Here is a 22,346-nt window from a genome sequence, read left to right on the forward strand (position 1 = left end):
GTACTGGAGGAATCAACGATGGGCAAATTGCAAAACAAAGTAGCTGTTATTACTGGTGGAGCATCCGGGATCGGCGCAGCTACTGCGCGTTTATTTATATCAGAAGGAGCCAAAGTGGTTCTTGTTGATTTGAATGAAGAAAAGGGAAAAGCGGTTGAGAGCGAGCTCAGAGCACTGAATGCCGAAGCGCTGTTCGTTAAAGCGAATATTACGAGCGAAGAAGAGGTTGCAGGCATCTTCAAACAAACCGTAGAAGCTTTCGGCAGAGTCGATGTTGTATTCAACAATGCAGGAATAGGCCGCGTTCATCCTTCGCATGAGTTGGAATTCTCCGAGTGGCGCAACACGGTTAATGTTGACTTGGATGGCGTCTTCTTGGTGGCACGAGAGTCGATTCGCGAGATGTTGAAAACGGGCGGAGGCGCAATCGTAAATACCGCATCGATGTACGGATGGGTAGGCTCGCCGGGTTCAGCGGCATACAATGCAGCCAAAGGCGGCGTAGTAAACTTGACTCGTTCGCTCGGTCTTGAATATGCGGAACAAAATATTCGCGTTAACGCATTATGTCCAGGATTCATTGACACGCCGATTATTCCGGAAGAAAGCAAGCAGGCTTTGTCTGCCATGACTCCGATGAAGCGTCTCGGACAAGCGGAAGAAATGGCGAAAGCCGTATTATTCATGGCTTGCGACGATTCCTCGTTCATGACAGGCAATAGCTTGATCGTTGACGGCGGCTATACGGCTCAATAATTGCAATCGAATTGAAGGATCTAGAGGGGGGCAGCTTCGTGCTGCTCCTTTTTTCGACGAAACGATGACGTCTATAGAAATGGACGACGCCAGGCGTTTCACCTTGTGCAACGGCATTCTGGGAAACTAATCTATGGGTTGCGCCTAAACCGCCTCATTTAGTTCGATTTCGGGACGTTAATGAGGCGGTTTTGCTGTCTAGTCAATAAAGTGGCTGAGTAGTTTGACGAAATGCCGCTAATCGCATACCTTTCGGCAGACCTCCTAATTTAGTTCGACGAAATGCCGTTACATACTCAAACTTGGTCGCTTTTAAGCAGTCGTGGTCGTTATCTTTCTCGTGCCGCGCTGCCTAGCCGGGAGATTCGTGCCAATCACTCCGACGATAATGAGCAACGAACCGACTAGGTGATACCAAGCGATCGTTTCCCCGAGAACCAAAGCGCCGGCAGCGATAGATACAATGGTGGACAGGTTGAGGAACACGCCCATCTTCGAGGCTTCGATGCGGGATAAAATATAGCTTCCCATCAGCGCGGTAGCTAGCTGGACTGAGCCTAGAAAGAGAATCAGCCCGATAAAAGTTAGGCTTGCAAGCGGTGCGAACAGGCTGCCAAGCGTTCCGCTTGTGCCATGCACGGTGAATGAAATCACGAGCGCAGCGGCAAATCCGACGCTTACCATGAAATAGCTGATTTCCACGGGGCTAAAATGTTTGGTGATGGAGCGGGCCAACACGCTATATCCGGCAAAAGCCGTACATGACAGAAGCAGCAGGACGATGCCTTTCAGGTTGGAAAAATCGAAGCTGCTCCCCTTCATCATAAAAATAAATACAATGCCGAATACGGATAACAGCGTAGACAGCTTTTGCAGCAAGGACGTTGCTTCTTTCAAAAAAGCGCTGGCGAGTACCAACGTAACTACCGGCGAAAACGCACTGATGATTCCGCCTTCTACGGAAGTGGCATGCTGCAGCCCAAACGTCTGCAAGGTGAAAAATCCAATCGGGTACATCGTTGCGAGCAGAAGCAGCTTATATATGGGCTTGCCCCGATAATTCAGCTTAAACAGGCCGAACGCTGTCGGAATGGACAAAATAATGAACGCCGCGGCAAAACGGAAGGTAAGCGTATCGAACGGGCTTGCGTAGTTGAGCGACAGTTTGACGAACAGGAACGATGCTCCGATAACGATGGCGTTGATAACAGCCAGCATATAGGCAAGCTTTACTCCTTTGGAGCTTTTGGACGAAGCACCGTTACTCATGACTCAGCACCTCCTGTGAACGTTTTTTTGCTAGTTCCAACTTCTTCATCTCACTCATCCCTCTTCTAAGAATCAATTCCATGCGTCTTCTCGCCGTTTTTCTAGTTAAATTAGGAAATTGTCTGTCAGTGCTTACTGACATCTACCTTGTAAAAATAGCTAGGTGGTCAACCCCCTAGCAAATAGGCTCACGCTTTCAAGCATGAAAGGCTCTAGCTCGATGTTCGGATAATTCTTCCCGGCATTTAGATCATTCATGAAGGCGCCATATTGAGACATCATGAACGTAAAGGCCTGCATTCTCGGATTGGTTCGAATCATCTTGCCTCGCTCGCCCATCGTGACAAAATAAGTCGTTAGAAACTCGAGCAGCTGCAGCGGGTGCTGCTGCGTCCGTTCCTTGAATCCGGGCAATCTGGACTCATCCTTCGTGCTGATCTCGATAAGCTTCCGATTGCGGTTCATGATCGTATGGTACGTCTTGCTGATCGTAAGCAGGTCTTCCTCCAGCTCCCACACCAGCTTCTCTTCGAAAAGCTTCCGCATCTCTTCGGCGTAATGATACCGGTCGAAGGCCGACTCCAGGAGATTCTGCTTGCTCTGAAAATGGCGGAACAACGTCTTCTCGCTTAGGCCAGCGGCCGTGGCGATCTCCTGGGTCGTCACGCCATTATAGCCCTTCTCGGAGATCAGATTGATTGCAGCCAATAAGAGTCTGTCGCTGCTCCCCAGCTTGCTGTTATTCATATGCCCCGTACCTTTCAAAAAGCAAATGTCAGTGACTACTGACATCAGCGTATACCAGTCACATCCACCTGTCAAGGGGCATCACGGAAACGTACAAGTCCTGCATATAAATCAAAAAAAGAACCGGCAACGTCTGCCGATTCTTCACTCATATATATTGCACGTTAACGAATAACGTGATATGCTTACAAAACGATTGCCTTATTTTTAAATAAAACATATTTATTGCATCTTAACTACAATACAATTGTAGCATGTGGAATCGTTGTTTGTCAAACGTTATTTTCTTCATTCTACTTAAGCAAGGAGCGTGGTCGTGAACATGGTAAACGAGAACGATTGGCAGCAAGAGCAGGAGCGGCTGGATCTGGTTACGGAGAAGCTGCGATCGGCAATCGCCGAATTGGAGCCGGAGGTGACAGGCCTTCGGAACCAGGTAGCTGACATTCGCAAGCGGTTCTGGGAAGAAGTTACGATCAACACGAGTACGTATGAGGATTTCGAAGACAGCTTCTACAGTATTAAGCAGCAAGAAGCAATATTGACGGAGCGGGAGCGCAGCCATCGGCAACGGCTGCTGCGCTTTAAGAGCATGAAGCGACTGCTGCCGACGCCTTATTTCGGCCGGATTGATTTTCATGAGGATGGTCTAAGTTCCAGCGAGTCTATCTATATCGGTGTTGCATCCTTCGTTGATGCAGACGGTATCGACTTCCTGGTGTATGACTGGCGAACGCCTATTGCAAGTATGTATTATGACCATTCGCCGGGGGTAGCTGCCTACGAAACGCCGGGCGGCACCGTCTCGGGGACGATGACGCTGAAGCGGCAATACCAGATCCAAGGCGGGCAGCTGCGCAATGTGTTCGATACGAGCATAACGATCGGCGACGAGTTGCTTCAGCAGGTGCTTGGCAAGAGCGCCGATAACCAAATGAAAAGCATCGTAGCAACCATCCAAAGGGAGCAGAATGCCATCATCCGCAACGTAAAGAGCCGAATGCTCATCGTGCAAGGGGCAGCCGGCAGCGGAAAGACGTCTGCTGCACTGCAGAGGGTAGCCTACTTATTATATAAATACCGCAATAGGCTCAAGGCGGATCAAATTGTCCTCTTCTCGCCTAATCCGATGTTCAACAGCTATGTATCGACGGTTCTTCCGGAGCTCGGGGAAGAGAATATGCAGCAGACGACGTTCCAGGAATATCTCGATCATTGGTTAGGGACTGCGTTCAATCTAGAGAGCCCATTCGAGCAGATGGAGTATGTACTAAGTTGGGAAGGTACTGAGGGCTATGAAGCGCGGCTTAGCGGAATCCGATATAAGACATCCGAAGCATTCCTGACTGCACTCCAAAGCTATGGGCAGTGGTTGTGCAAGGAAGGCATGTTATTCCGCGGCATTAGCCTTCGAGATCGGGAGCTGATCACCGCGGAGCAAATCGAATCGCAATTCTACAGCTACGACAGTTCGATTCGACTGGCTAATCGCGTTGCTCTGCTGCAGGAATGGCTGATGGGTGAGCTGCGGTCACTTGAACGTAAAGAGCAGGACGCGAACTGGGTCCAGGATGAATTGGACTATCTCGACAACGACCAATATGCCGAGGCTTACAGCATGCTGCGCAAGAAGTACGGGCAAGAAACGGTCGTTCTGCCCTTCGACGAACAATACAGGGAGATGCTGGAGGCGATGCAGGCGGATGAAGACGATGATTCGGACTTTCGAATGCAGGATGAAGAAGAGGAACTGCTGCGCCGGATGATCGTGAAGGAGTCCTTCAAACCGCTCAGACGGGACGTGAAGAGGCTAGTATTCATAGATGTGGTAGGGCTTTATAATCAGTTGTTCCGTGATGCTGCCGCTTATCAGGAGATGACAAGCGGGATTGAAGTGCCTGCGCATTGGCCGGAAATCTGCAAGCAAACGAAGGAGAAACTGGAACGGAACGAACTGTTTTACGAGGATGCGACTCCGTTCTTGTATCTGAAAGAGCTCGTAGAGGGTACTCGCATGAATATGGAGGTTCGGCATCTATTTATCGACGAAGGTCAGGACTATTCGTCCTTCCAATTCTCGTTCCTCAAGCAGCTGTTTCCTAGGGCCAGTATGACGGTGCTGGGCGATTTCGGTCAGGCGATCTTCCCCCAAGCGACGAATCTGCACGAGTCGGATTCGCCATTGATTCGGCTTTACGGCGAAGAGGACACGAGCTTGATCCGTCTTGTTCGGAGCTATCGTTCAACCCGCGAGATTGTAATGTTCACGAAGGCGCTGCTGCCTGGCGAAGAGATTGTGCCTTTCGAGCGGAGCGGTGCGAAGCCGTACCTCTTAAGGACTGGCGATGATGCAAGGAGGGCGGCGCGAATCAATGAAGATCTTGCGGCACTGCAAGCTGAAGGCTTCGACTCCATCGCTATCATTACGAAGACTGCAGCGGAAAGCCGTGAAGCTTATGAAGCATTGAAGGCACAGGGCGGTGGGGAGCTGCGGCTTATTACGAAAGAGACTCTTACCTTTGAGAAAGGCGTAATGGTTATTCCTGCGTATCTAGCCAAAGGTGTCGAGTTCGACGCGGTGCTGATCTACGATGCCTCTTCCGAGTCGTACCAACGGGAGAGCCAGCGGAAGCTCTTCTATACAGCATGTACACGAGCGATGCATCGTCTTCTGCTTTACACGACAGGAGATTGGACACCGTACATCGCATCATTGAATCCGTCTCTGTATGAGATGGAATAATAAATGAAGTAAGGAGTCTATTTGTAAGGCATTCCTCGAAGGAAGCCCACAAATAGGCTTTTTTCTTGATAGCAACTGCAGGTTGCGGAGGGCGGCAACGAAAGGTAGCTTTACTTTTGGGATCGGATTTTACAATAATGGGGTACAGATTGCGGGAAGGTGATAGCTGATATGATATTTGGCGATAAGTTGAAGATCGAGAGAAAAAACAAAGGCTGGTCGCAAGAGGAATTGGCCGAGAAGCTGTTCGTCAGTCGACAGTCCGTGTCCAAGTGGGAGAACAATCAAAATTATCCGAGCATTGAAATCATTATTAAAGTAAGCGATCTATTCGGAGTGACCATTGACGAGCTATTAAGGAGCGATGAGGAGTTGACGAAAAAAGTGATCCATGACGGGAAGCAATTAGCATATCCAAGGCTGAAATTTATGTTTGATGTTTTATTTCTGATTGGCGTCGTTCTGTTGATTATTAAGCTGGCGGTTGTCATACTGAATAAATTGGCGGGCTTCGATATGGAGTTGTACGGCGGGTGGTTTATTTGGAACTTTGGGCCGTTGATCTTGATGATCGGTGCGGGGATTGGTTCTGGCGTATTGAAAGAAAAATATAAAGAGGGTTAGCGCATATGACGATTGAGAAACAACAACGATATCGCTTCAGTGAAGCTCCTATATGGGAGATACAGCGGAGCTATTATGAGCAAAAAGGAATAAGGGCATGGAATAATGACCAGGTGCCTCAATATATAACGAGTAATCCGATGATTGCTGCCGCTTATGCGGAAATGATATTTGGCTTTCTTCAAGACCGGGCTGCTAAGGGATATCGTTCAGAGCCTGTACTTATTGTGGAGCTTGGAGCGGGGGCGGGACGTCTTGCTTACCATGTGCTGCATGAGCTATGTCAATTAAGGGACTACGCAGGCATTTCATTGCCCTCGTTCCGCTATATAATGACGGATTTGGCGATGCACAACGTGATGGCTTGGAAGGAGCATCCTGCTCTGCAAGCTTTTATTGCCGAAGGGCTGCTCGACTTTGCTCGTTTCGATGCGGTTCACGATACCGAATTAAACCTCGTGATGTCCGGCACAACCGTTAGTGAGGGCGATCTGCAGCAACCGATAGTTATCGTTGCCAACTACTTCTTTGACAGTATTCCGCAAGAGCTGCTTTATGTCGGTGACGGCCAGATTTATGAGGCAGATGTGTTTGTTGAATATCCAGAGGATAGAGAGTCTCTTACGCCGACACAGCTATTGGATCAAATAGAGCTGCATTATGAGCATAGACGTACACCGGAGTACGAAGCAGAGGATTATCCATACCGTGATGTGATTAGGGTGTATCAGGAGCAGCTAGAGGACTCGCATATTTTGTTCCCTGAGGTTGGAATCACTTGTTTGGAAAGAATGAATTTGCTTTCCCGTGAGGGCTTTCTGTTGCTGACGGCGGACAAAGGCGATCACTTGCTTGATAACTGGAAGTTCGCAGATCCGCCTGAGTTGGTCGTACATGGAAGCTTCTCGCTTACAGCCAACTACCATGCGATAAATCATGTATTCGAACAACGGGGAGCTACCGTTTTGTTTCCCTCGCATCATTATAAAAACATAAATGTGGGCTGCCTGATACACACCGATGAGCCGACGGAATATGGCAATACAAGATTAGCTTATCGACGGTCGATCGAACGTTTTGGCCCGGACGAATTTTTCAGCCTGAAGGAATGGGTAGATCTTCATCTAGGAAGCATGGGTTTCCAGCAGCTGTTAAGCTTTTGGCGCTTGGGCGGCTATGATGCGGAATTTTTCATTCAGAGTAAAAAGCAGCTCTCCCGTCTGTTGCCGGATGCGAACGATGAAGAAATGCAGGATATATGGAGAGGCATACAGCTCATGTGGTCATCGTATTATGACATCGAGCATCGCAACGATCTGGCGCTCAATGCCGGAATGGTGCTGTTCGAGATGGAAATGTACGAAGCTGCCATGTTTTTCTTGGAGGTATCGGTCCATGAAGACCAGGCTGAACGCATTTCAACCTTATATTATTATTTGGCTATTTGTTGTTTGGAGCTTGAGATGTATGAAGAGGCTTCGCGTTACACGAGGGAATTGTTAAAGCTGGAACCTGATCATGATGAGGGTTTGGCGTTGTTGAACCGGTTGAAGTAGGAGGAGGGAGTCGGGCATGGAGCGTATATTGTTCGAGTACATGACCAAGTTTACAACGCTTAGCGACGAAGAACAGCGGGAAATCGCCCAACAAATCCCCATCGAGTCATACAAAAAAGGAACCGTTCTCCTTGCGCAGGGAGACGTTCCTTCCAAATGTTATTTCGTGTTGAAAGGCTGCATCAGGCAATATTCCGTTAATGAGTTTGGGAAAGAGGTTACGTCTAATTTTTATACCGAAGAGCAAGCGATCTCGGTCTTCAATCACCATAAGGAGGATAAGTCTTCGGATTACACGTTTACATGCCTTGAAGATTCGGTATTAGTTGTTGGCATACTTGAACATGAAAGGGACATGTACAGCCGATACAACCAATTGGAATCGATGACCCGCATCATGGTAGAGCAGTTTTTTGGCCTTGTACAGGAGGAATTCGCTTCGTTTGTCGCTTCTACGCCCGAAGAAAGGTTTAAAGCTCTATTGCGAAACCGCCCCCAGTTGATCGATCGCGTGCCCCAGCATCAATTAGCGAGTTATCTCGGAATGACTCCGGAGTCATTAAGCCGAATTAAGAAGCGGGTTTCCATCCTCTGAACAGCAGCCATATCCCAAAACCCAATTCTCCGGCTGTCATGGGAGCGATAAATACATAATTAAGGATCGATATCATTTGATCGTATTGTGGTAGAAGCGCGGTGCCTAAGTGAATGGTTATATAGCCGAAGGAAGCAAGCAGCATGAGGACACCGAGGATCTTAGGTATGCGGTTGGATTTCAGAGCCAAATAACCGACAATCATGAGATGTCCGCCGAAAATAACTAAACCGACCGACCACATCGTTTCAAAGGCTTCCAGTGAAAGCATCACATATGCTTGGAGATGATCCGTCTTTAGTGCGGATAAATAGTAAGGATTATAAGCGAGCAGCATGGCAAAAATGAGATTGAGCAGGGCAACGCCCAATATAGCCGTATAAATAAGACGGAAGCAGGCGCCTAGCAAGGAAATGTTCTTGTTGATCGGTTTAAGCAGAACGTAGAAAGCCCAGGCGACTACGATATCGCAAATCAGGATCAGGAGCCAGCCCAGGATCTCGGCTTTGAACAGGAGCTCCGACGATAGGAGATTATCCCATGTAGCGGCGGGGTCCCCCTGTACGACCAGACTTCCATGAGCATAGCCATAACAAAAAAACGCCGCGATGGCCATAATGATTAGCGTTATGCCGGCAGCTAGAGCGGATGGTCGATGACCGATGTTTTCGGCTTGAATATGAATCATTTAAACAACCTCCCTATTATCCAATATGGTTTCATCATACTTGGAGGATCATAGGGAGGCATTGACTTAAATCAAGACGGACAACAAAAAATCATTTCTATCGGTATTGCCGCATCAAACGAATATACTCTCTGGCGATCTTGAGGTCCTCCAGCGCTTCCTTCGACTCGCAAGGGGCCGGGCGCTCGCCGCGTACGGCAGCGATCGAAGCAGACGAGCAAGCTTTCATGCCACTCGATCGAGGTGTGGTAAGGGGCCATCTCCAGCGCAACGGTGATGCCGCTGTCGCTTTCCCCGTTTATTGCAGTTTGCCGTATTCAACGCTTTGCTTCCATTCCTGCGTGCTCCATCGCGGGGTCGGAACGTTTGTGATAGCCGACCATATGGAGAGTTGCTCTTTCCTCCGCGATCCTCACTAATTGCTCGCCGGCCTCGACGGCCCGCTTGGCCCTCTTCCGATGAGATCCTAGCTTATTACACAAGTATACGGACTCAGCTTCTCCACCATGAATTTCCACTTAAGTTACTGCAAAAATCCAACATAGCAGTCTGGCTAACGGCTAGCTGCATACGTACAAAAGGGCTACCACTAAGCGATCTCCCTCTCAACAGAATGTGGGAGATCGTTTTTTGACCCGCCACCAAAGGACGGCATAAGCTAATTCGCCTTGTCTTGTTGCATGTTTTTATGTCGTAGTTTGTCATTTTGTAGTCATCGGGAAGGAATATACTTGTCTACATCATGGGTACAAAACAAATTTTTTTAATTTTTATTAATTGGGAGTGGAGAAAAGACATGGTAATAAGAGATGGGAAAAGCAATTCAAGCATTAAGCGAATGATGTCACAATGGATGGCAGTTGTCATGGTATTGACCACAGTTTTGACGGTCTTTCCTGGAGCAAGTCACGCAATGGCTGGAGCTGATTCTATTACATCGGCAACAGCAGCAGTAAGCGGCGACAACACTACTGTAACCGTTACGTTTAATACGTATGCGACTCCAACGGTTTCTTTGGTCGATCTAATATCGAACATTGAAATTGAACGTTCGGGTTCCGATACAGCTGTTAGTCTTTTAACGGACGATGCTGACAATGAAATCAGTATAATAGAGGATGAGGAAGAGGAAGTCAGCCGATTAGTTATTACGCTCGATACGGCGCTCGAGGGTGCCTCCAATGCCGTTACGGTTAAGGCGGGCTCCGTTATGAATAGAGACAGCGTCAGCTCGGTTGCTGACATAACCGTCAACAATATCACGGCACACGATATTACTCCGCCAGCTTTTGTGGGCGCCGAATCGTCCGATGGCGATGATGTGTATTTGAAATTTGATGAGAGTTTTACGATTAATGTGCCTAACGGGGGCAATGCCGATACTTTCTTAGCAAGCCGCATTAGTATTTCGTCTGAGGGGGGAGCGTTCGTACCCTTTACTTCGCAAGCTGGCCAGGCCTACCAAGAAGATGCAGCTCAAATTTACTTGTCCTATGATAACGATGTGAGCATCATTGCAGGCCCGAATACGGTTATCAAAATCGCAGCCGGCACTTTAATAGATGAAGCAGGCAACCTGAATGCGGAAATGAATGTACAGGTTAGTCCTCCTGTCATCGAAAGCGCCGAAATTAGCAGCGACAATCGTGATGTAACGATTACTTTCAATAAGAATGTGTTTGACCATACAAATAACTACTTAAAGAACTATATTTACTTAGCAAGAAACACCAATTCAAACAGCGAGGGCTTAGCAGAAGGCGATACCGTATCGATTGTTGCCAACCAACTGCATATTCACTTTGCAACGGCTTTGTACGGGGATTCCAATCAAATCATTATACAGGGCAATACGCTTAAGGACGCTTACGGGAATGTTCAGAATAGCTCCCGAGCATCGGCTTTGATTCAAGCCCATGAGCTGGAAGACGATCAAACGCCGCCTAAGCTTGTGAATTATTTATTTACCAATTCCTTGCATGATTTAGCTTTGATCTTTGACGAAGAGGTAACGATCAATGAAGAAGACATCGCGTATTTCAAACAAAGTGTAAGGCTGTATCTAAATTACTACGGATATTATCACGGGCTTCCTGCGGATGCGACGGTGACCATCTCCGGTTCTGTCGTAAACATTCACTTCCCAACTTTACCAGCCGGCAGTGTCAGTGTTTTTTACTTCTATGGAATGAACGTCATGAGTGATAGGGCTGGAAATATGTATAATGGTCAGATTGAGACTCAATGGGTTAACGTGGACGACTATATACATCCTTATATTAATTCAGGATATTTCTCGAAAGACGGCCGTTTCTTAAGTATTGATATCAGCACGCGCTCGGGCGAATTAGTCGATCTTACTCTTGATGCACAGGGCTCGCACTTGAAAGATCGTATTACCCTATCAATGGATAACGGATTAACCTTCTCGCCCTTAGAAGCAGATGATGTTGTAACGATGGCAGAGGATAAAATAATGATTATTTTTGCCGAGCGGAAAACAGGCGGCTCGATAAGAGTCAAGATCGCTGCGAATACAGTAAGGGATGTTCATGGATATGGAGACGCCAATATTGAATTAAATGAAGCGATTGCTTATAACACGCCTGATATGACAGGCTATTTCCTTAGCAACGCAGCAAGCGAATTCGTATTCGAGGACAATTCCGATTGGAGATCCAATGTAGGCTCGGTCATGATTTATGATAATAATTACGACACATATAGACAGTTAAACAGCTCGGAATATGTTTTATCTGAGGGTAAGTTCATAGTTAAGCAAGGTGTTTTCCAAGAGGGCAGCTATTATTATATTCGAATTAATGCGGCGGGCTATAGCGAAAAAGAGCTCAGCGGAAACAGCTATCGATCGTCCGAACTATTCTATATTACGGCTCCGGTAGTAACCGCAACAAACGGCATTACGGCTACATTAAATTTGCTTAGCAATGCCTATAATGACGACACCATCGGCAATCAAACGATTATCTTCGAATTGTTCGACGGACAAACGCCGGTTAGCATCGTAGCAGCAGATTTGAAAATCGGCACAGGCACGTATTCCGCCAATTTCAACGTGAGCGATGCGGCTACAAATTCAGATTACACGGTCAAAGCTTATGTAGTCAGCCATTATAACAACGATCCTGCTTATGTCGGATTAAATCTAGCTACGGTGAAGACGCAAAGCGAATTTGAACTGGCTCTAATCCAAGCGGCCGAAAACAACTATCCTAACTAATTGGAAAAGGAGGAACCAACAAGTGAAATTCCGCAAGCTAAGTATCCTACTAGCTCTTATGCTTTGTTTATCTCTAGTTCCTGTTGCAGCTTATGCGAGCAGTTCTGAGATCGAGTTAAATCCGATTGCAGCAGTTGAGCAGGGCGACTCCGTTGTTATTTCCGGCACAACTACGCTGACTGAAGTCATTGTTAAAGTGCTGCGTCCTAGCAACAGCGTTTTGTTTTACGATATCGTACAAACAAGCGGCGGACAATTTTCCGTTTCGTTTACTCTTGCCGACAGCGAGGCTAAAGGAACGTATAAGGTCGTTGCCGGACAGGCGGACCAAGTCGACACGGTGGACTTTGTTGTTAAGTCGGCTAGTACAGGTGGTGGCGGTGATCCGATAGGAACGATTACGCCTCCTGAAACAGCACCTGATACGAGCCGTCCTGTAACGCCGGGTGAAACGAATGCCAATCCGGTTGTCGTTGATACCAGCAACAATGTTGTCGATCCTTCAAAGGATGCGAATGGTCGAGTAACAAACATTGTTAAGCAAGACGATGCTGCTCTTGCTGCTGCCCTCGCCGAAGCGGCGCGTCAGGATAACCATGGTGATACTCCGATTGTTTATATTGCTTACAGCAATAAACCAGGAGAGGGCGTTGAGTTCAATCTATCGGCAGCAATCCTGGCTGCTGCTGCACAAGGCGCGCCGGACACGATTGTTTCCTTGCAAACGATGGACGGGGAGTATTCTTTGCCTCTAAGTATTATCGATTTTGCTGCACTTGCGCAAAGTTTGGGCACTACACTGGATAAGATCAGTATCCAAGTGAATATTTCGACAGTTGCGGCGGATATCAATGCCCAGATTAAAGAAAAGGCGCTTGATTTGGACGCTTCCCAGCTTGGAGTGGCTATTCAATTCACGATCACCGTTGCAGGTAATGGAAAATCAATCGAGTTGAACCAATTCGGATCTGTCTATGTCGATAGAAACATCGTATTGGACAGCACGGCGGATAATGCTCATGCAACCGTTGTTCTGTACGATCCGGTGACAGGTCAATTTTCCTTCGTACCGGCTACGTTCGAAAAGCAGAAAGACGGCACGACAAAGATTACGTTTAAACGGAACGGCAACAGTATATATACCGCCCTTTCCCTAACGAGAACATTTAATGATACCAGCACCCATTGGGCTAACAAGGATATTGAACTGCTGGCTTCCAAGCTGATCGTTAAGGGCGTTTCGGATAACCAGTTTGCTCCGAACAAACCAATTACGAGAGCGGAATTCACAGCATTATTAGTCCGTTCCTTAGGCTTGTCGGTGGAAACGCCTTCCACTAATTTCAAGGATGTAAGCACGGACGATTGGTTCGCTGGCGCCATCGGCGCAGCTGTGAAAGCTAAGCTGGTTGAAGGCTATAACGATAACAGCTTCAAGCCAAACGATACGATTACTCGTGAACAAATGGCCGTTATGGTGGCAAGAGCTATAACAGCAGCAGGCAAAACGGTTCATGTCGAAGAGCAGCACAATCAATCTTTGGCTGTATTCACTGATTATGAAGACATAAGCAGCTGGGCGCAGAAGTCTGTAGCGCAATCCATTGAAGCGAAGATCATTACAGGTCGGACAGACGGGTCGTTTGCTCCTTCGGCAAATGCTACTCGTGCTGAAGCGGTTGTCATGCTGAAGCGGTTATTGCAATATGCAGCCTTTATAAACTAAACGGCAGAAAGTTCGTTGAAAGGGAGTGCTAGCCTTTGGTTGGCACTCTTTTTTGTAGATTAAATTCTATATTCTGTTAACATTAGTTGCATAGCGAAACATCACATATTTTGTCGGGAGCTGGCATCGGTGCAATATAACTTGTATTTATCAGCTCTACTCATCGCAGCTACCTGCTGTACATTAATTATTTCCTACCTATCCTGGAATAAGAGAGAACTTCCCATTGCAAGAAGCTATGGACTGGGTATGCTGGTCAGCGCGTTTTATTCGTTGGGATATGCCTTTGAGATCATTAGCATCAATTTGGAGCATATTCGTTTCTGGCTTCGTCTGGAATACATCGGAATTTCTTTCTCTACTGTATTTTGGGGAATAATGGTGCTGCAATATACGGGCCGGCAAGCATGGGTGAGCAGAAAAGTTGTTGCATGGCTGATGGTCAGTCCTATTATTACCTATATCGCTCATTTGACGAACGAGTGGCATCATTTTTTCTATACGAGTATGACGATCGATGAATGGAGAGGCATGCCGCTCGCCGTCTTGGCAAAGGGACCGCTGTACTATATTCATGTTGTATATGCCTATTCCCTATTTGTAATAGGCATGGTTATGTTGATCCAAATGTTCATGAAAGCTACGCCCCGTATGAAAAAACAAATCGCCTTTATGATTATTGGTTCGTGGGGGCCCTACGGATTCACTTTGGTTTACTTAAGCGGGTTGATTGATATGCCTATCGATCTATCACCCTTTGGATTTGTATTGTCAGGTGTATTCTATATGTGGGGTATTTATCAATTCAACATGCTGAGACTAGCTCCTCTGGCATCGCAAAAGGTATTCGAATCGATGCAGGATGCAGTTATCATAATGGATATGGACAATATTCTAACAAGCTATAATCAGTCGGCGGAACGTATAATTGGTGGATTGAACAAATTGTTAATCGGCCAGCCTGCTGACCAAATATTAGCCCAATACCCCGTGTTGTTAGCCAAAACGATTCAAAAGCCTTCCTTAGAAAGCAGAGTGCGCCTTGTAGATTCGGAGGCCGTCGCTTTTTATAATGTCCATTTATTTTATTTCAATAATAAAAATCAAAAGCCGGTCGGCAAAGCGCTTCTATTAAGCGATGTGACGGAAATGGTGCGCTCCGAGGAGAAAGTGCTGGAGAATGCAAGAAAGCTGAGTGAGCTGAATACGTTCAAGGATAAAATGTTCAATGTGGTCGCGCATGATATCCGCGATCCTCTCGCCGTACTCATCAACTTGATGGAATTAATGGAGGAAGAAATCCATGCACGGGGAGAAAGCCCGGATGAAATCGTGTTGGAAATGAAACAACAAATCGAGAACACGTTTATTTTAGTGGAGAGCTTGCTGGATTGGTTTCGCAGTCAACAAAAGGGTTTTGTTTTTCACCCCATGGAAAGGGATTTAGGTCATGTGGTGCAGCAAAACTTGCGTTTACTGCATGTTCGCAGCGAAGGAAAGCGCATCCAAATCGTATCTGATATACCAGACCGCTCGTACGTGTATGCCGATAAGGAAATGCTTGATTTAATTATTCGAAACCTGCTGTCCAATGCGATTAAATTTACAGATCTCGGCGGTAGAATTACGTTGAAAGCAAGCGTGAAGGGCAATCAAATGATCGTAGCTATAAGCGATACGGGAGAAGGGATATCCCCTGATCAAGCCCGAACGTTACTTAACGAAACGTATCCGAGCTCATCTGTGGGGACAGCCGGAGAGCGGGGTGTAGGTCTAGGGCTGGCCATGTGCAGGGAGTTCGTCCGATTAAACGGCGGGGAAATATGGTTCGACAGCGCTCCTGAGCAGGGAAGCACGTTTTATTTCTCTATTCCAGCTTCCCGGGAATCATTACCAGCGCGAGCCTTGAGCATTGGAGGAGAAGCCCTATGAAAGTTATTGTAATCGACGATGAGAAGGCGATGCACTTAATTCTGAAGCGAATGCTGGGTAAAATGGAAGGCATTGAAATAGCGGGTTTCTTTCTGGAGACGGGAACCGCATTTACATATATGAAGAACCATGAGGTAGACATCGTCTTTCTAGATATCAGCATGCCAAGGGAAAGCGGATTAGAGTTTGCCGAGAGGCTGCGGGAGAGCGGCAAACAAACGAAGCTCGTATTTATAACCTCCCACAAGGATTATGCGCTGCACGCTTTCGACGTATATGCCTTTGATTATATTGTGAAGCCCGTTGTTCAGGAAAGGCTTCAAAAAACCGTTCAAAGGGCTCTGGCAGAGAGTCATTCTGAGCGCGTGCTCCATGCGGATTCGAAGCAGATATCCGAGACCGTTTTATTTAATTGCTTGGGCGGAATCGATATTCGAAGCGAGCAGGGTAACAGGGTCAAATGGAAATCAAGTAAAAGCGCAGAGCTATTCGGTTATTTGCTTATGCACAGAGGCAGGCTTGTATCCAGGGCGAGACTGATCGACGATATATTCAGCGGCATGGAGCAGAAAAACGCGGAAATATACTTAAATACAACGGTATATAAGCTGCGCAAAGTGCTGGATCAGTACGGGTTAAAGGAAAGCCTGCATTCGGATATTAGCCATTACGGACTTAATCTTAGCCGTGTGCGTGTCGATTTTCATATCTTTGAAGAGGATATTAGGAAGATGGCTATCGTCAATGAAGTGAATATCGATCAGGCTTTGCAGCTCGAACAGTCATATACGGGAGAGCTTTTCGGAGAGTATGCTTTTAATTGGGCATTGAACGAAGTGGAGCGAGTATCATTGATGTATCATTCCTTCTGTCGACGATTATGTCAGGCCCTCTATGATAACGGAGATATGGATACAGCCGTTCGGCTCCTTCTGAAGCTCAAGGGGCGCAATCCGATAGATGAAGAAACGATTATGCAGCTTATGAAGGCGTTGGCCATGCAGAAACACAAAGAAGCGCTAACGTTGCATTACCTGCAATTCGTTGAAAGGCTGCAGCAAGAAATAGGTGTAGCACCGTCCAGAGAGGTTACGGTGCTGTACGAGCAGTTGTTGGACAATATGGATTTGTAAGAGATGGGGTCACCGCGAGGTGGCCTTTTTGGTTGTACATCCAACCTTCTTGCAACGTACACACGATGTACACAGCAGTCCTCTATATTTACACTTAGAAGAACACGCGGAGGTGAGTCAGTCAAATAAGGATCGGTTTAATAGATAGGGTATAAGAATTGCTGTCCAGGCTTACATTATGGAACAAAGATAGCGTGTAGATACGGAGCGTACTGCCATGAATCGGAAGATACTATTAGTCGAAGACGATATGCTTATGCGTGAATTTATAACGGACTATTTCAAAAAAGAACAGTGGCAGGTGTACGAGGCGGAGAACGGGAGAGTCGGGCTGGAATTATTCGAACGGACTTCCGTCGACCTTGTCGTCCTAGACATTATGATGCCGGAAATGGACGGCTGGTCGTTATGCAGGCGCATTCGAGAGAAATCCGATGTTCCGATCATCATCATTACGGCACGGTCGGAGGACGATGATCAAATGATGGGATTCGAGCTTGGAGCGGACGAATACGTGACGAAGCCTTTAAGTCCGAGGGTGCTGGTCGCCCGGGCAACTGCTTTAATGAAGAGGAAAGAGGGTACGATGGGACAGCAAGGCGACGTGCTCAGCTATGGCGATCTGCTCGTCAACCGAATGGCTCATACGGTAACCATAATGGGAGCGGCGATTCCATTGTCGCCGAAGGAGTATGAATTGCTGCTCTTTCTCACCAAGCATTATGGAAAGGTAGTGTCCCGGGAATATATTTTGGATGCGGTATGGGGTTACGATTATTATGGCGACTTGCGTACCGTAGATACGCATGTTAAGAAGCTTAGAGCTAAGCTTGGAGATGAAGGCCGCTACATTCGCACCGTCATTCGTGCGGGCTATAAGTTTGAGCTGGAAGCATGAGAAAGCATAGCGTCGTTCGTAAGCTGTTCATTGTTACGTCCGTTCTGATCTTAATTGTTTTTTCCTTAGTCATGCTTGCGGAAGGCTTGTTCTTCGAACGGTTCTACCGGGCTTCCAAGACGGATACCCTTGAGCGGAATATGAATCAATTCGCGGAACGATTCCGGCAATCCGAGGAGAGCGGACGTCTCGTCTCGCCGCTGCTCGGCACATTCATGAATGAGAACGATGCGAGCACGGCTGTTTTGAATAGCCGGTTCGAACGTTTAACTTTAAATCCTTATTATGTGAAGCTGGACACGGAGGGGAAGATCGTTACGATCCTGATTCCGACAGCCAGGATGACGATGGATGCGATCCCGCAAGGGCTTCAGAAAGGCGATAAGCTGGCGATAGACGGCATCTTCATGGACGAGAAGGATACCGTAATGCATCCGGTCGTCATAAGTCCGACAAGCTCCGAGCCGGAGGTCGGTATGGTACGCGTAACGGGGAAGATAGCCGATGTGCTGTTGCCCGAGAAACGCTCTTACAACCCTCTGTATCAAGATACGATGATTGACGACGCGCTTGGCAAGTGGGTACCGGAAGCGGGTTCCTTCCTTCCTCGTTTGCAAAGCGGATCAGTCATACAGATGGATTGGAGGGATGAATGGAGCGGAGTCGAGTATGCCGTGCTCATCCGAGCATTGCCGGAGGACAGCCATGGAGCGCGTTACTTTATCGCGATGACCTCCCTCCAGCCTGTCGGGGAAGCGGTCGGGATATTAAAGCAATATGTCTTCTATATTGCGCCGATCATCGTCGTGCTCGTCATTCTTCTGTCCATGATCTATTCAAAAATCGTCTCTCGTCCGCTCGTGCAGCTAAGCCGTTCTGCAGAGCGACTCGCTCGGCTGGACTTTACCGAGCAGCCATCCATCCATACGAAGGATGAGTTTGGCGAGCTATCGCGCAATATGACCTTATTATCCCGAAATCTGGACAGCGCTTTGCAGGAGCTTACGCTTGCCAATACGCAGATGCAGCAGGATATGAGAGAGAAGGAAAGGTCCGAGGAGCTTCGCAAAGAGCTGATCGCGAACATATCCCATGAGCTCAAGACTCCGCTTGGTATCGTCAAAGGGTTTGCGGAAGGGCTGCAGGACGAGGTGGCAAGCGACAAGAGAGACCGATATCTAGCCTTAATCGTGAATGAGACGGATCGGATGAATGCGCTCATAATGGATATGCTGGAGCTTTCCAAATTCGAGGTGAAGGCTGTCCAGTTGCAGCCTAGACGACTATTGCTGACGACTCTCATTCGGAAGGCGGCCGATTCGTTCGACCAGCAGTTGGAGAGCAGGCAGCTAGCCATTCGATTCATCGTGGATGAAGAGAAACCAATGTTCGTTATGGCGGACGCTAGAAGGATGGAGCAGGTCGTATTAAACTTACTGAGCAATGCCATCCGTCATGCGACGCAGAATAGTACCATTACAATCAGTGTTAGACGAACATCCGGAGGTAAAGTATCGACAACGATTGAAAATTTAGGGTCGCCCATTGCCGAGGAAGATTTGAGCCGAATATGGGATCAATTCTACCGGGCCGAGCGTTCCCGGGATCGCAAATCCGGCGGGACGGGTCTTGGACTTGCCATTGTGAAGCATATTCTAGAGCTGCACGGGAGCGAGTATGGTGCGACGAACACGATATCAGGCGTTGCCTTTTCTTTTAACTTAAACGAAAGCAGGGAAAATCCCAATGAAAACTAAAAAATATATGTTACTCGTATTCACTATGCTGGTGCTTCTTCTAGCCAGTGCATGCGGCACGAAAACGGGCGCTGAAGCGCCTGCGGACGCGGCGACGTCGAAGCCGGAGGCTTCCAGTCCGGCGAATACCGATAAACCAGCCGACGACGATAAGGCAGACGCAGATAACGAAATTTTGATCATCATTGATCAGACCCCGAAGCCAATCGAAGGGAATAGCTTTGATTTTACAGTGAAGCAGCTTCCTGAAGGATATGCTCTAGCAGAAATGCAGTGGGTTTCCGGGTCTAACAAAATCATTAATTCCATCCAGGATGCAATTGCCCATGGAGGCAACGGAGAAGACGGATTTTATATTAGCGGAGACGGACAATTCATGGGTTTCTTCTATCCGGATACGATGAAGGATGAGAAGGGCGAGGTTATCTTCATCTTCAGAAATGAAGCGGGCAAGGAGCTGACTTGGAAGAAAGAGATCACGTTGAACTGATATCATAGCTTCATAACGCAACTAAGGCACCCGGCTGACGGGTGCCTTTCGCTGTATTCATTATTGCTTTCGATTCATAGCTTGGTATCTTCGAATCGTTCGATACATGCTGAGATCCTTCAAGTAGCGGAAGCCGCCTACCATCGGTGTGCAGTTGGCTTCAATCATCCATACGCGGCCGTTCACATCGACTGCGAGATCGTAGCCCCAGATCGTCTGCGCTTTGAAGGTACGAGAGAATACTTTGGACGCTTTGAGCGACAAATAATCGAGGTCGGCCATCGTTTTCCCGATGTTTTTGATATGCGCTTGCTGGAGCGCTCTTCGAACCGTTTCGACATTCGCCCCTTGCTGGAGGTTCGTGACGATTGAGCCTTTCTTGCCGATCTTGGCATACTTGCCGGTAATGATCCATTTGGATTCGCCTTTCTCGCGCTGTACGATGTAGCGAAAATCGATCAGCTTGCCTTCGACGCTAGCGAGCGCGATGCAATATTGGATAATGAGCGTCCGCTTCCCCTTTAATCTAGTGATTAAGGCGATCAGTGCGTCGCGTCCGGCGGCTTTTTCATTAACCCCCGATGTCTGTACATGGTAAACCCCGTCACTTACTGTCGACACTTTAATGATGCCGACGCCGCCGGAGCCGACAACCGGCTTCAAAATAATATCCGGATAAAGATTCAGCAATTTCCATAGATTAGCGGACGAGTATCTGTATGATTTAGGAAGAAATCCGACCAACGCTGGACTGTTCATTAATAGCTGATGCTTATACCACTTATTCCTTCGCAATTCGCTTGCTATCATAACCACACCCTCGCTCCATAGTCTATTTACTATACGAGAGAGCGATCGCGCATGACTGGTCGTTCGCCCGATTGTTAGAAAATAGATGGTAACCTACGGTTCATTTCTGCTAGATCGAATAAACTAGCTTCTGAGTAATGTGAATCGAAGGGAATGGTAGAATTGGAGCCGCTTCTTACGCTTGAACAAGTTTTCGGCCGTGGATATGTCATGAATGGCAGAGGCTCGTATCATAACAGCCAGTGGCTTCCTGGCGAGCTTGGCCAGGACTCATCCTCCGGCAGCTTGCTGACGATAGCCGGAGACATACCGATGTTGTGTCATACGGATGTGGGGAGAGATTGCTGTCTCGACGTGCTCCAAGCCGCCGGCCACCAAGTCGGGGCCAAACTGCTTACTTACACGAATGCTGACAGCTACTATGCATTATTGAATGAATTGCAGCAAGACGGCAAAAACGTCATATTCAATTACGCGCATCTGCCGAATGAATTCGAGGCGGAACAATATTGGATAGAGAGGGAGCTGCTATTATTTCTCAACAATAAGCGGAATTTGTCTGAGCTCGTACCAGGGCGACATGTTCCAAACCGCGTTCTATTATCGATAGAACAATTTTTGAACAAGGACCGAGATGCTTTTGATTATCCCTATGTAGTCAAAGCAGCTACCGATCAGCCTAACGGCGGGGGAATCGAGGTTGTTATTTGTTATTCACCTGCGGAATTAGAGCAGGCTAAGGAGCTTTTCGCCTCCTGTTCTTACGTTGTTATGGAGCAGTATCTCGATATCCGTAAAAATTTCTGCATTCAGTTCGCACAAACGGTTGAGGGGGAACTGGTGTATTTGGGCTCGGCCGAGCAGATTATAAATAAACAGGGGAAATATTCGGGGAACTGGATGGATATGCATGACCAGCCGCCTGCCGAAGCGATCGATCTATGCAAGCAGGTTATGCGCAAAGCGGCAGCACAGGGTTACTACGGATTCGCGGGTATTGATACGGTTATTACGGAGGATAATGACATTTATATCATCGATCTGAACTTCCGGCAGAACGGGTCGATGGTGGCGCTTCTCTTTCAGAATAGTGTCGCAGTGGAGTGGGGGGCGACGGTGATGAAAGCGAGGAAATGGAAGTCGAATCTGAGCTTCGATGAATTGGAACTGCATGCTCGATCGTTGATAGCGGATAAACGGCTGCTGCCGCTATGTATCTACAACCCGGCGATGCAGACTGCGGATAAGCCGATCTTCTTATCAGGCGCAGTCGTTGGCAAGTCCAAGGCGGATGTGTTGGAAACGGAACGGCATATGCTAACGCTGGGATTCGAATAAGGCTGCATGAAGCAGCCCCCGACTTGTTATCAAGGCGGGGGCT

17 protein-coding genes are annotated in these 22,346 nt (G+C 47.6%); 13 read left to right on the top strand and 4 right to left on the bottom strand.

Annotated elements, in window-relative coordinates; translation table 11 throughout:
• The first annotated feature begins 18 nt into the window (after positions 1-18).
• Positions 19-756: an SDR family NAD(P)-dependent oxidoreductase gene (locus AC1DF0_RS04625; protein ID WP_477573209.1), complete on the top strand. Its 738-nt coding sequence runs from the start codon at positions 19-21 to the stop codon at positions 754-756.
• Between the two features lie 312 nt (positions 757-1,068).
• Here the strand turns inward: AC1DF0_RS04625 and AC1DF0_RS04630 are convergent, their stop codons facing one another.
• On the bottom strand, positions 1,069-2,025 hold the full coding sequence (locus AC1DF0_RS04630) for a DMT family transporter (RefSeq protein WP_442048591.1): 957 nt from the start codon (positions 2,023-2,025) through the stop codon (positions 1,069-1,071).
• 159 nt (positions 2,026-2,184) lie between these two features.
• A complete protein-coding gene (locus AC1DF0_RS04635) occupies positions 2,185-2,772 on the bottom strand; it encodes a TetR family transcriptional regulator (RefSeq protein WP_475822897.1) in 588 nt (195 codons plus the stop codon).
• A 322-nt stretch (positions 2,773-3,094) separates the two neighbouring features.
• Here AC1DF0_RS04635 and helD point away from each other — a divergent pair, with 322 nt between their 5' ends.
• From helD to AC1DF0_RS04655, 4 genes are all read left to right on the top strand, one after another.
• Positions 3,095-5,515, top strand: coding sequence for an RNA polymerase recycling motor HelD (gene helD / locus AC1DF0_RS04640; RefSeq protein ID WP_477573466.1), 2,421 nt, complete (start codon positions 3,095-3,097; stop codon positions 5,513-5,515).
• A 171-nt stretch (positions 5,516-5,686) separates the two neighbouring features.
• Positions 5,687-6,139, top strand: coding sequence for a helix-turn-helix domain-containing protein (locus tag AC1DF0_RS04645; RefSeq protein WP_475822896.1), 453 nt, complete (start codon positions 5,687-5,689; stop codon positions 6,137-6,139).
• A 5-nt stretch (positions 6,140-6,144) separates the two neighbouring features.
• Positions 6,145-7,695 carry a tetratricopeptide repeat protein gene (locus AC1DF0_RS04650; protein ID WP_477573210.1) on the top strand — a complete coding sequence of 517 codons (1,551 nt, stop codon included), beginning with the start codon at positions 6,145-6,147 and terminating at the stop codon, positions 7,693-7,695.
• Positions 7,696-7,711: 16 nt separating this feature from the next.
• Complete coding sequence (locus AC1DF0_RS04655; RefSeq protein ID WP_477573211.1) at positions 7,712-8,290, top strand: Crp/Fnr family transcriptional regulator; 579 nt, start codon at positions 7,712-7,714, stop codon at positions 8,288-8,290.
• On the opposite strand, the gene AC1DF0_RS04660 is transcribed toward AC1DF0_RS04655, so the two are convergent.
• Positions 8,265-8,978, bottom strand: coding sequence for a DUF4386 domain-containing protein (locus AC1DF0_RS04660; protein ID WP_477573212.1), 714 nt, complete (start codon positions 8,976-8,978; stop codon positions 8,265-8,267). The two genes, AC1DF0_RS04655 and AC1DF0_RS04660, sit on opposite strands and share 26 nt — an antisense overlap.
• 913 nt (positions 8,979-9,891) lie before the next feature.
• Here AC1DF0_RS04660 and AC1DF0_RS04665 point away from each other — a divergent pair.
• From AC1DF0_RS04665 to AC1DF0_RS04695, 7 genes are all read left to right on the top strand, one after another.
• Positions 9,892-12,219 (top strand): hemoblobin-interacting domain-containing protein, encoded by a 2,328-nt coding sequence (locus tag AC1DF0_RS04665; RefSeq protein WP_442048597.1) that lies wholly within the window; start codon positions 9,892-9,894, stop codon positions 12,217-12,219.
• A 22-nt stretch (positions 12,220-12,241) separates the two neighbouring features.
• Positions 12,242-13,945, top strand: coding sequence for an S-layer homology domain-containing protein (locus tag AC1DF0_RS04670; protein WP_442048598.1), 1,704 nt, complete (start codon positions 12,242-12,244; stop codon positions 13,943-13,945).
• A 129-nt stretch (positions 13,946-14,074) separates the two neighbouring features.
• Positions 14,075-15,877, top strand: coding sequence for a sensor histidine kinase (locus AC1DF0_RS04675; protein ID WP_442048599.1), 1,803 nt, complete (start codon positions 14,075-14,077; stop codon positions 15,875-15,877).
• Positions 15,874-17,010: a response regulator gene (locus AC1DF0_RS04680; protein ID WP_442048600.1), complete on the top strand. Its 1,137-nt coding sequence runs from the start codon at positions 15,874-15,876 to the stop codon at positions 17,008-17,010. Before AC1DF0_RS04675 ends, AC1DF0_RS04680 begins: the two co-directional genes overlap by 4 nt.
• A 217-nt stretch (positions 17,011-17,227) precedes the next feature.
• Positions 17,228-17,908 carry a response regulator transcription factor gene (locus AC1DF0_RS04685; RefSeq protein WP_477573213.1) on the top strand — a complete coding sequence of 227 codons (681 nt, stop codon included), beginning with the start codon at positions 17,228-17,230 and terminating at the stop codon, positions 17,906-17,908.
• Positions 17,905-19,665: a sensor histidine kinase gene (locus AC1DF0_RS04690; RefSeq protein WP_477573214.1), complete on the top strand. Its 1,761-nt coding sequence runs from the start codon at positions 17,905-17,907 to the stop codon at positions 19,663-19,665. The genes AC1DF0_RS04685 and AC1DF0_RS04690 overlap by 4 nt, the downstream gene beginning before the upstream one ends.
• On the top strand, positions 19,655-20,155 hold the full coding sequence (locus AC1DF0_RS04695) for a hypothetical protein (protein WP_477573215.1): 501 nt from the start codon (positions 19,655-19,657) through the stop codon (positions 20,153-20,155). The genes AC1DF0_RS04690 and AC1DF0_RS04695 overlap by 11 nt, the downstream gene beginning before the upstream one ends.
• A 60-nt stretch (positions 20,156-20,215) precedes the next feature.
• Here AC1DF0_RS04695 and AC1DF0_RS04700 read toward each other — a convergent pair whose 3' ends face one another.
• Entirely contained in the window at positions 20,216-20,965 is a 750-nt protein-coding gene (locus AC1DF0_RS04700) for a YheC/YheD family protein (protein WP_442048604.1), read from the bottom strand.
• Between the two features lie 153 nt (positions 20,966-21,118).
• On the opposite strand from AC1DF0_RS04700, the gene AC1DF0_RS04705 reads away from it, so the two are divergent.
• Positions 21,119-22,303 (top strand): ATP-grasp domain-containing protein, encoded by a 1,185-nt coding sequence (locus tag AC1DF0_RS04705; RefSeq protein WP_477573216.1) that lies wholly within the window; start codon positions 21,119-21,121, stop codon positions 22,301-22,303.
• The last annotated feature ends 43 nt before the right edge of the window (positions 22,304-22,346 follow it).

The sequence above is a fragment of the Paenibacillus sp. 05T425 genome (assembly GCF_056396205.1).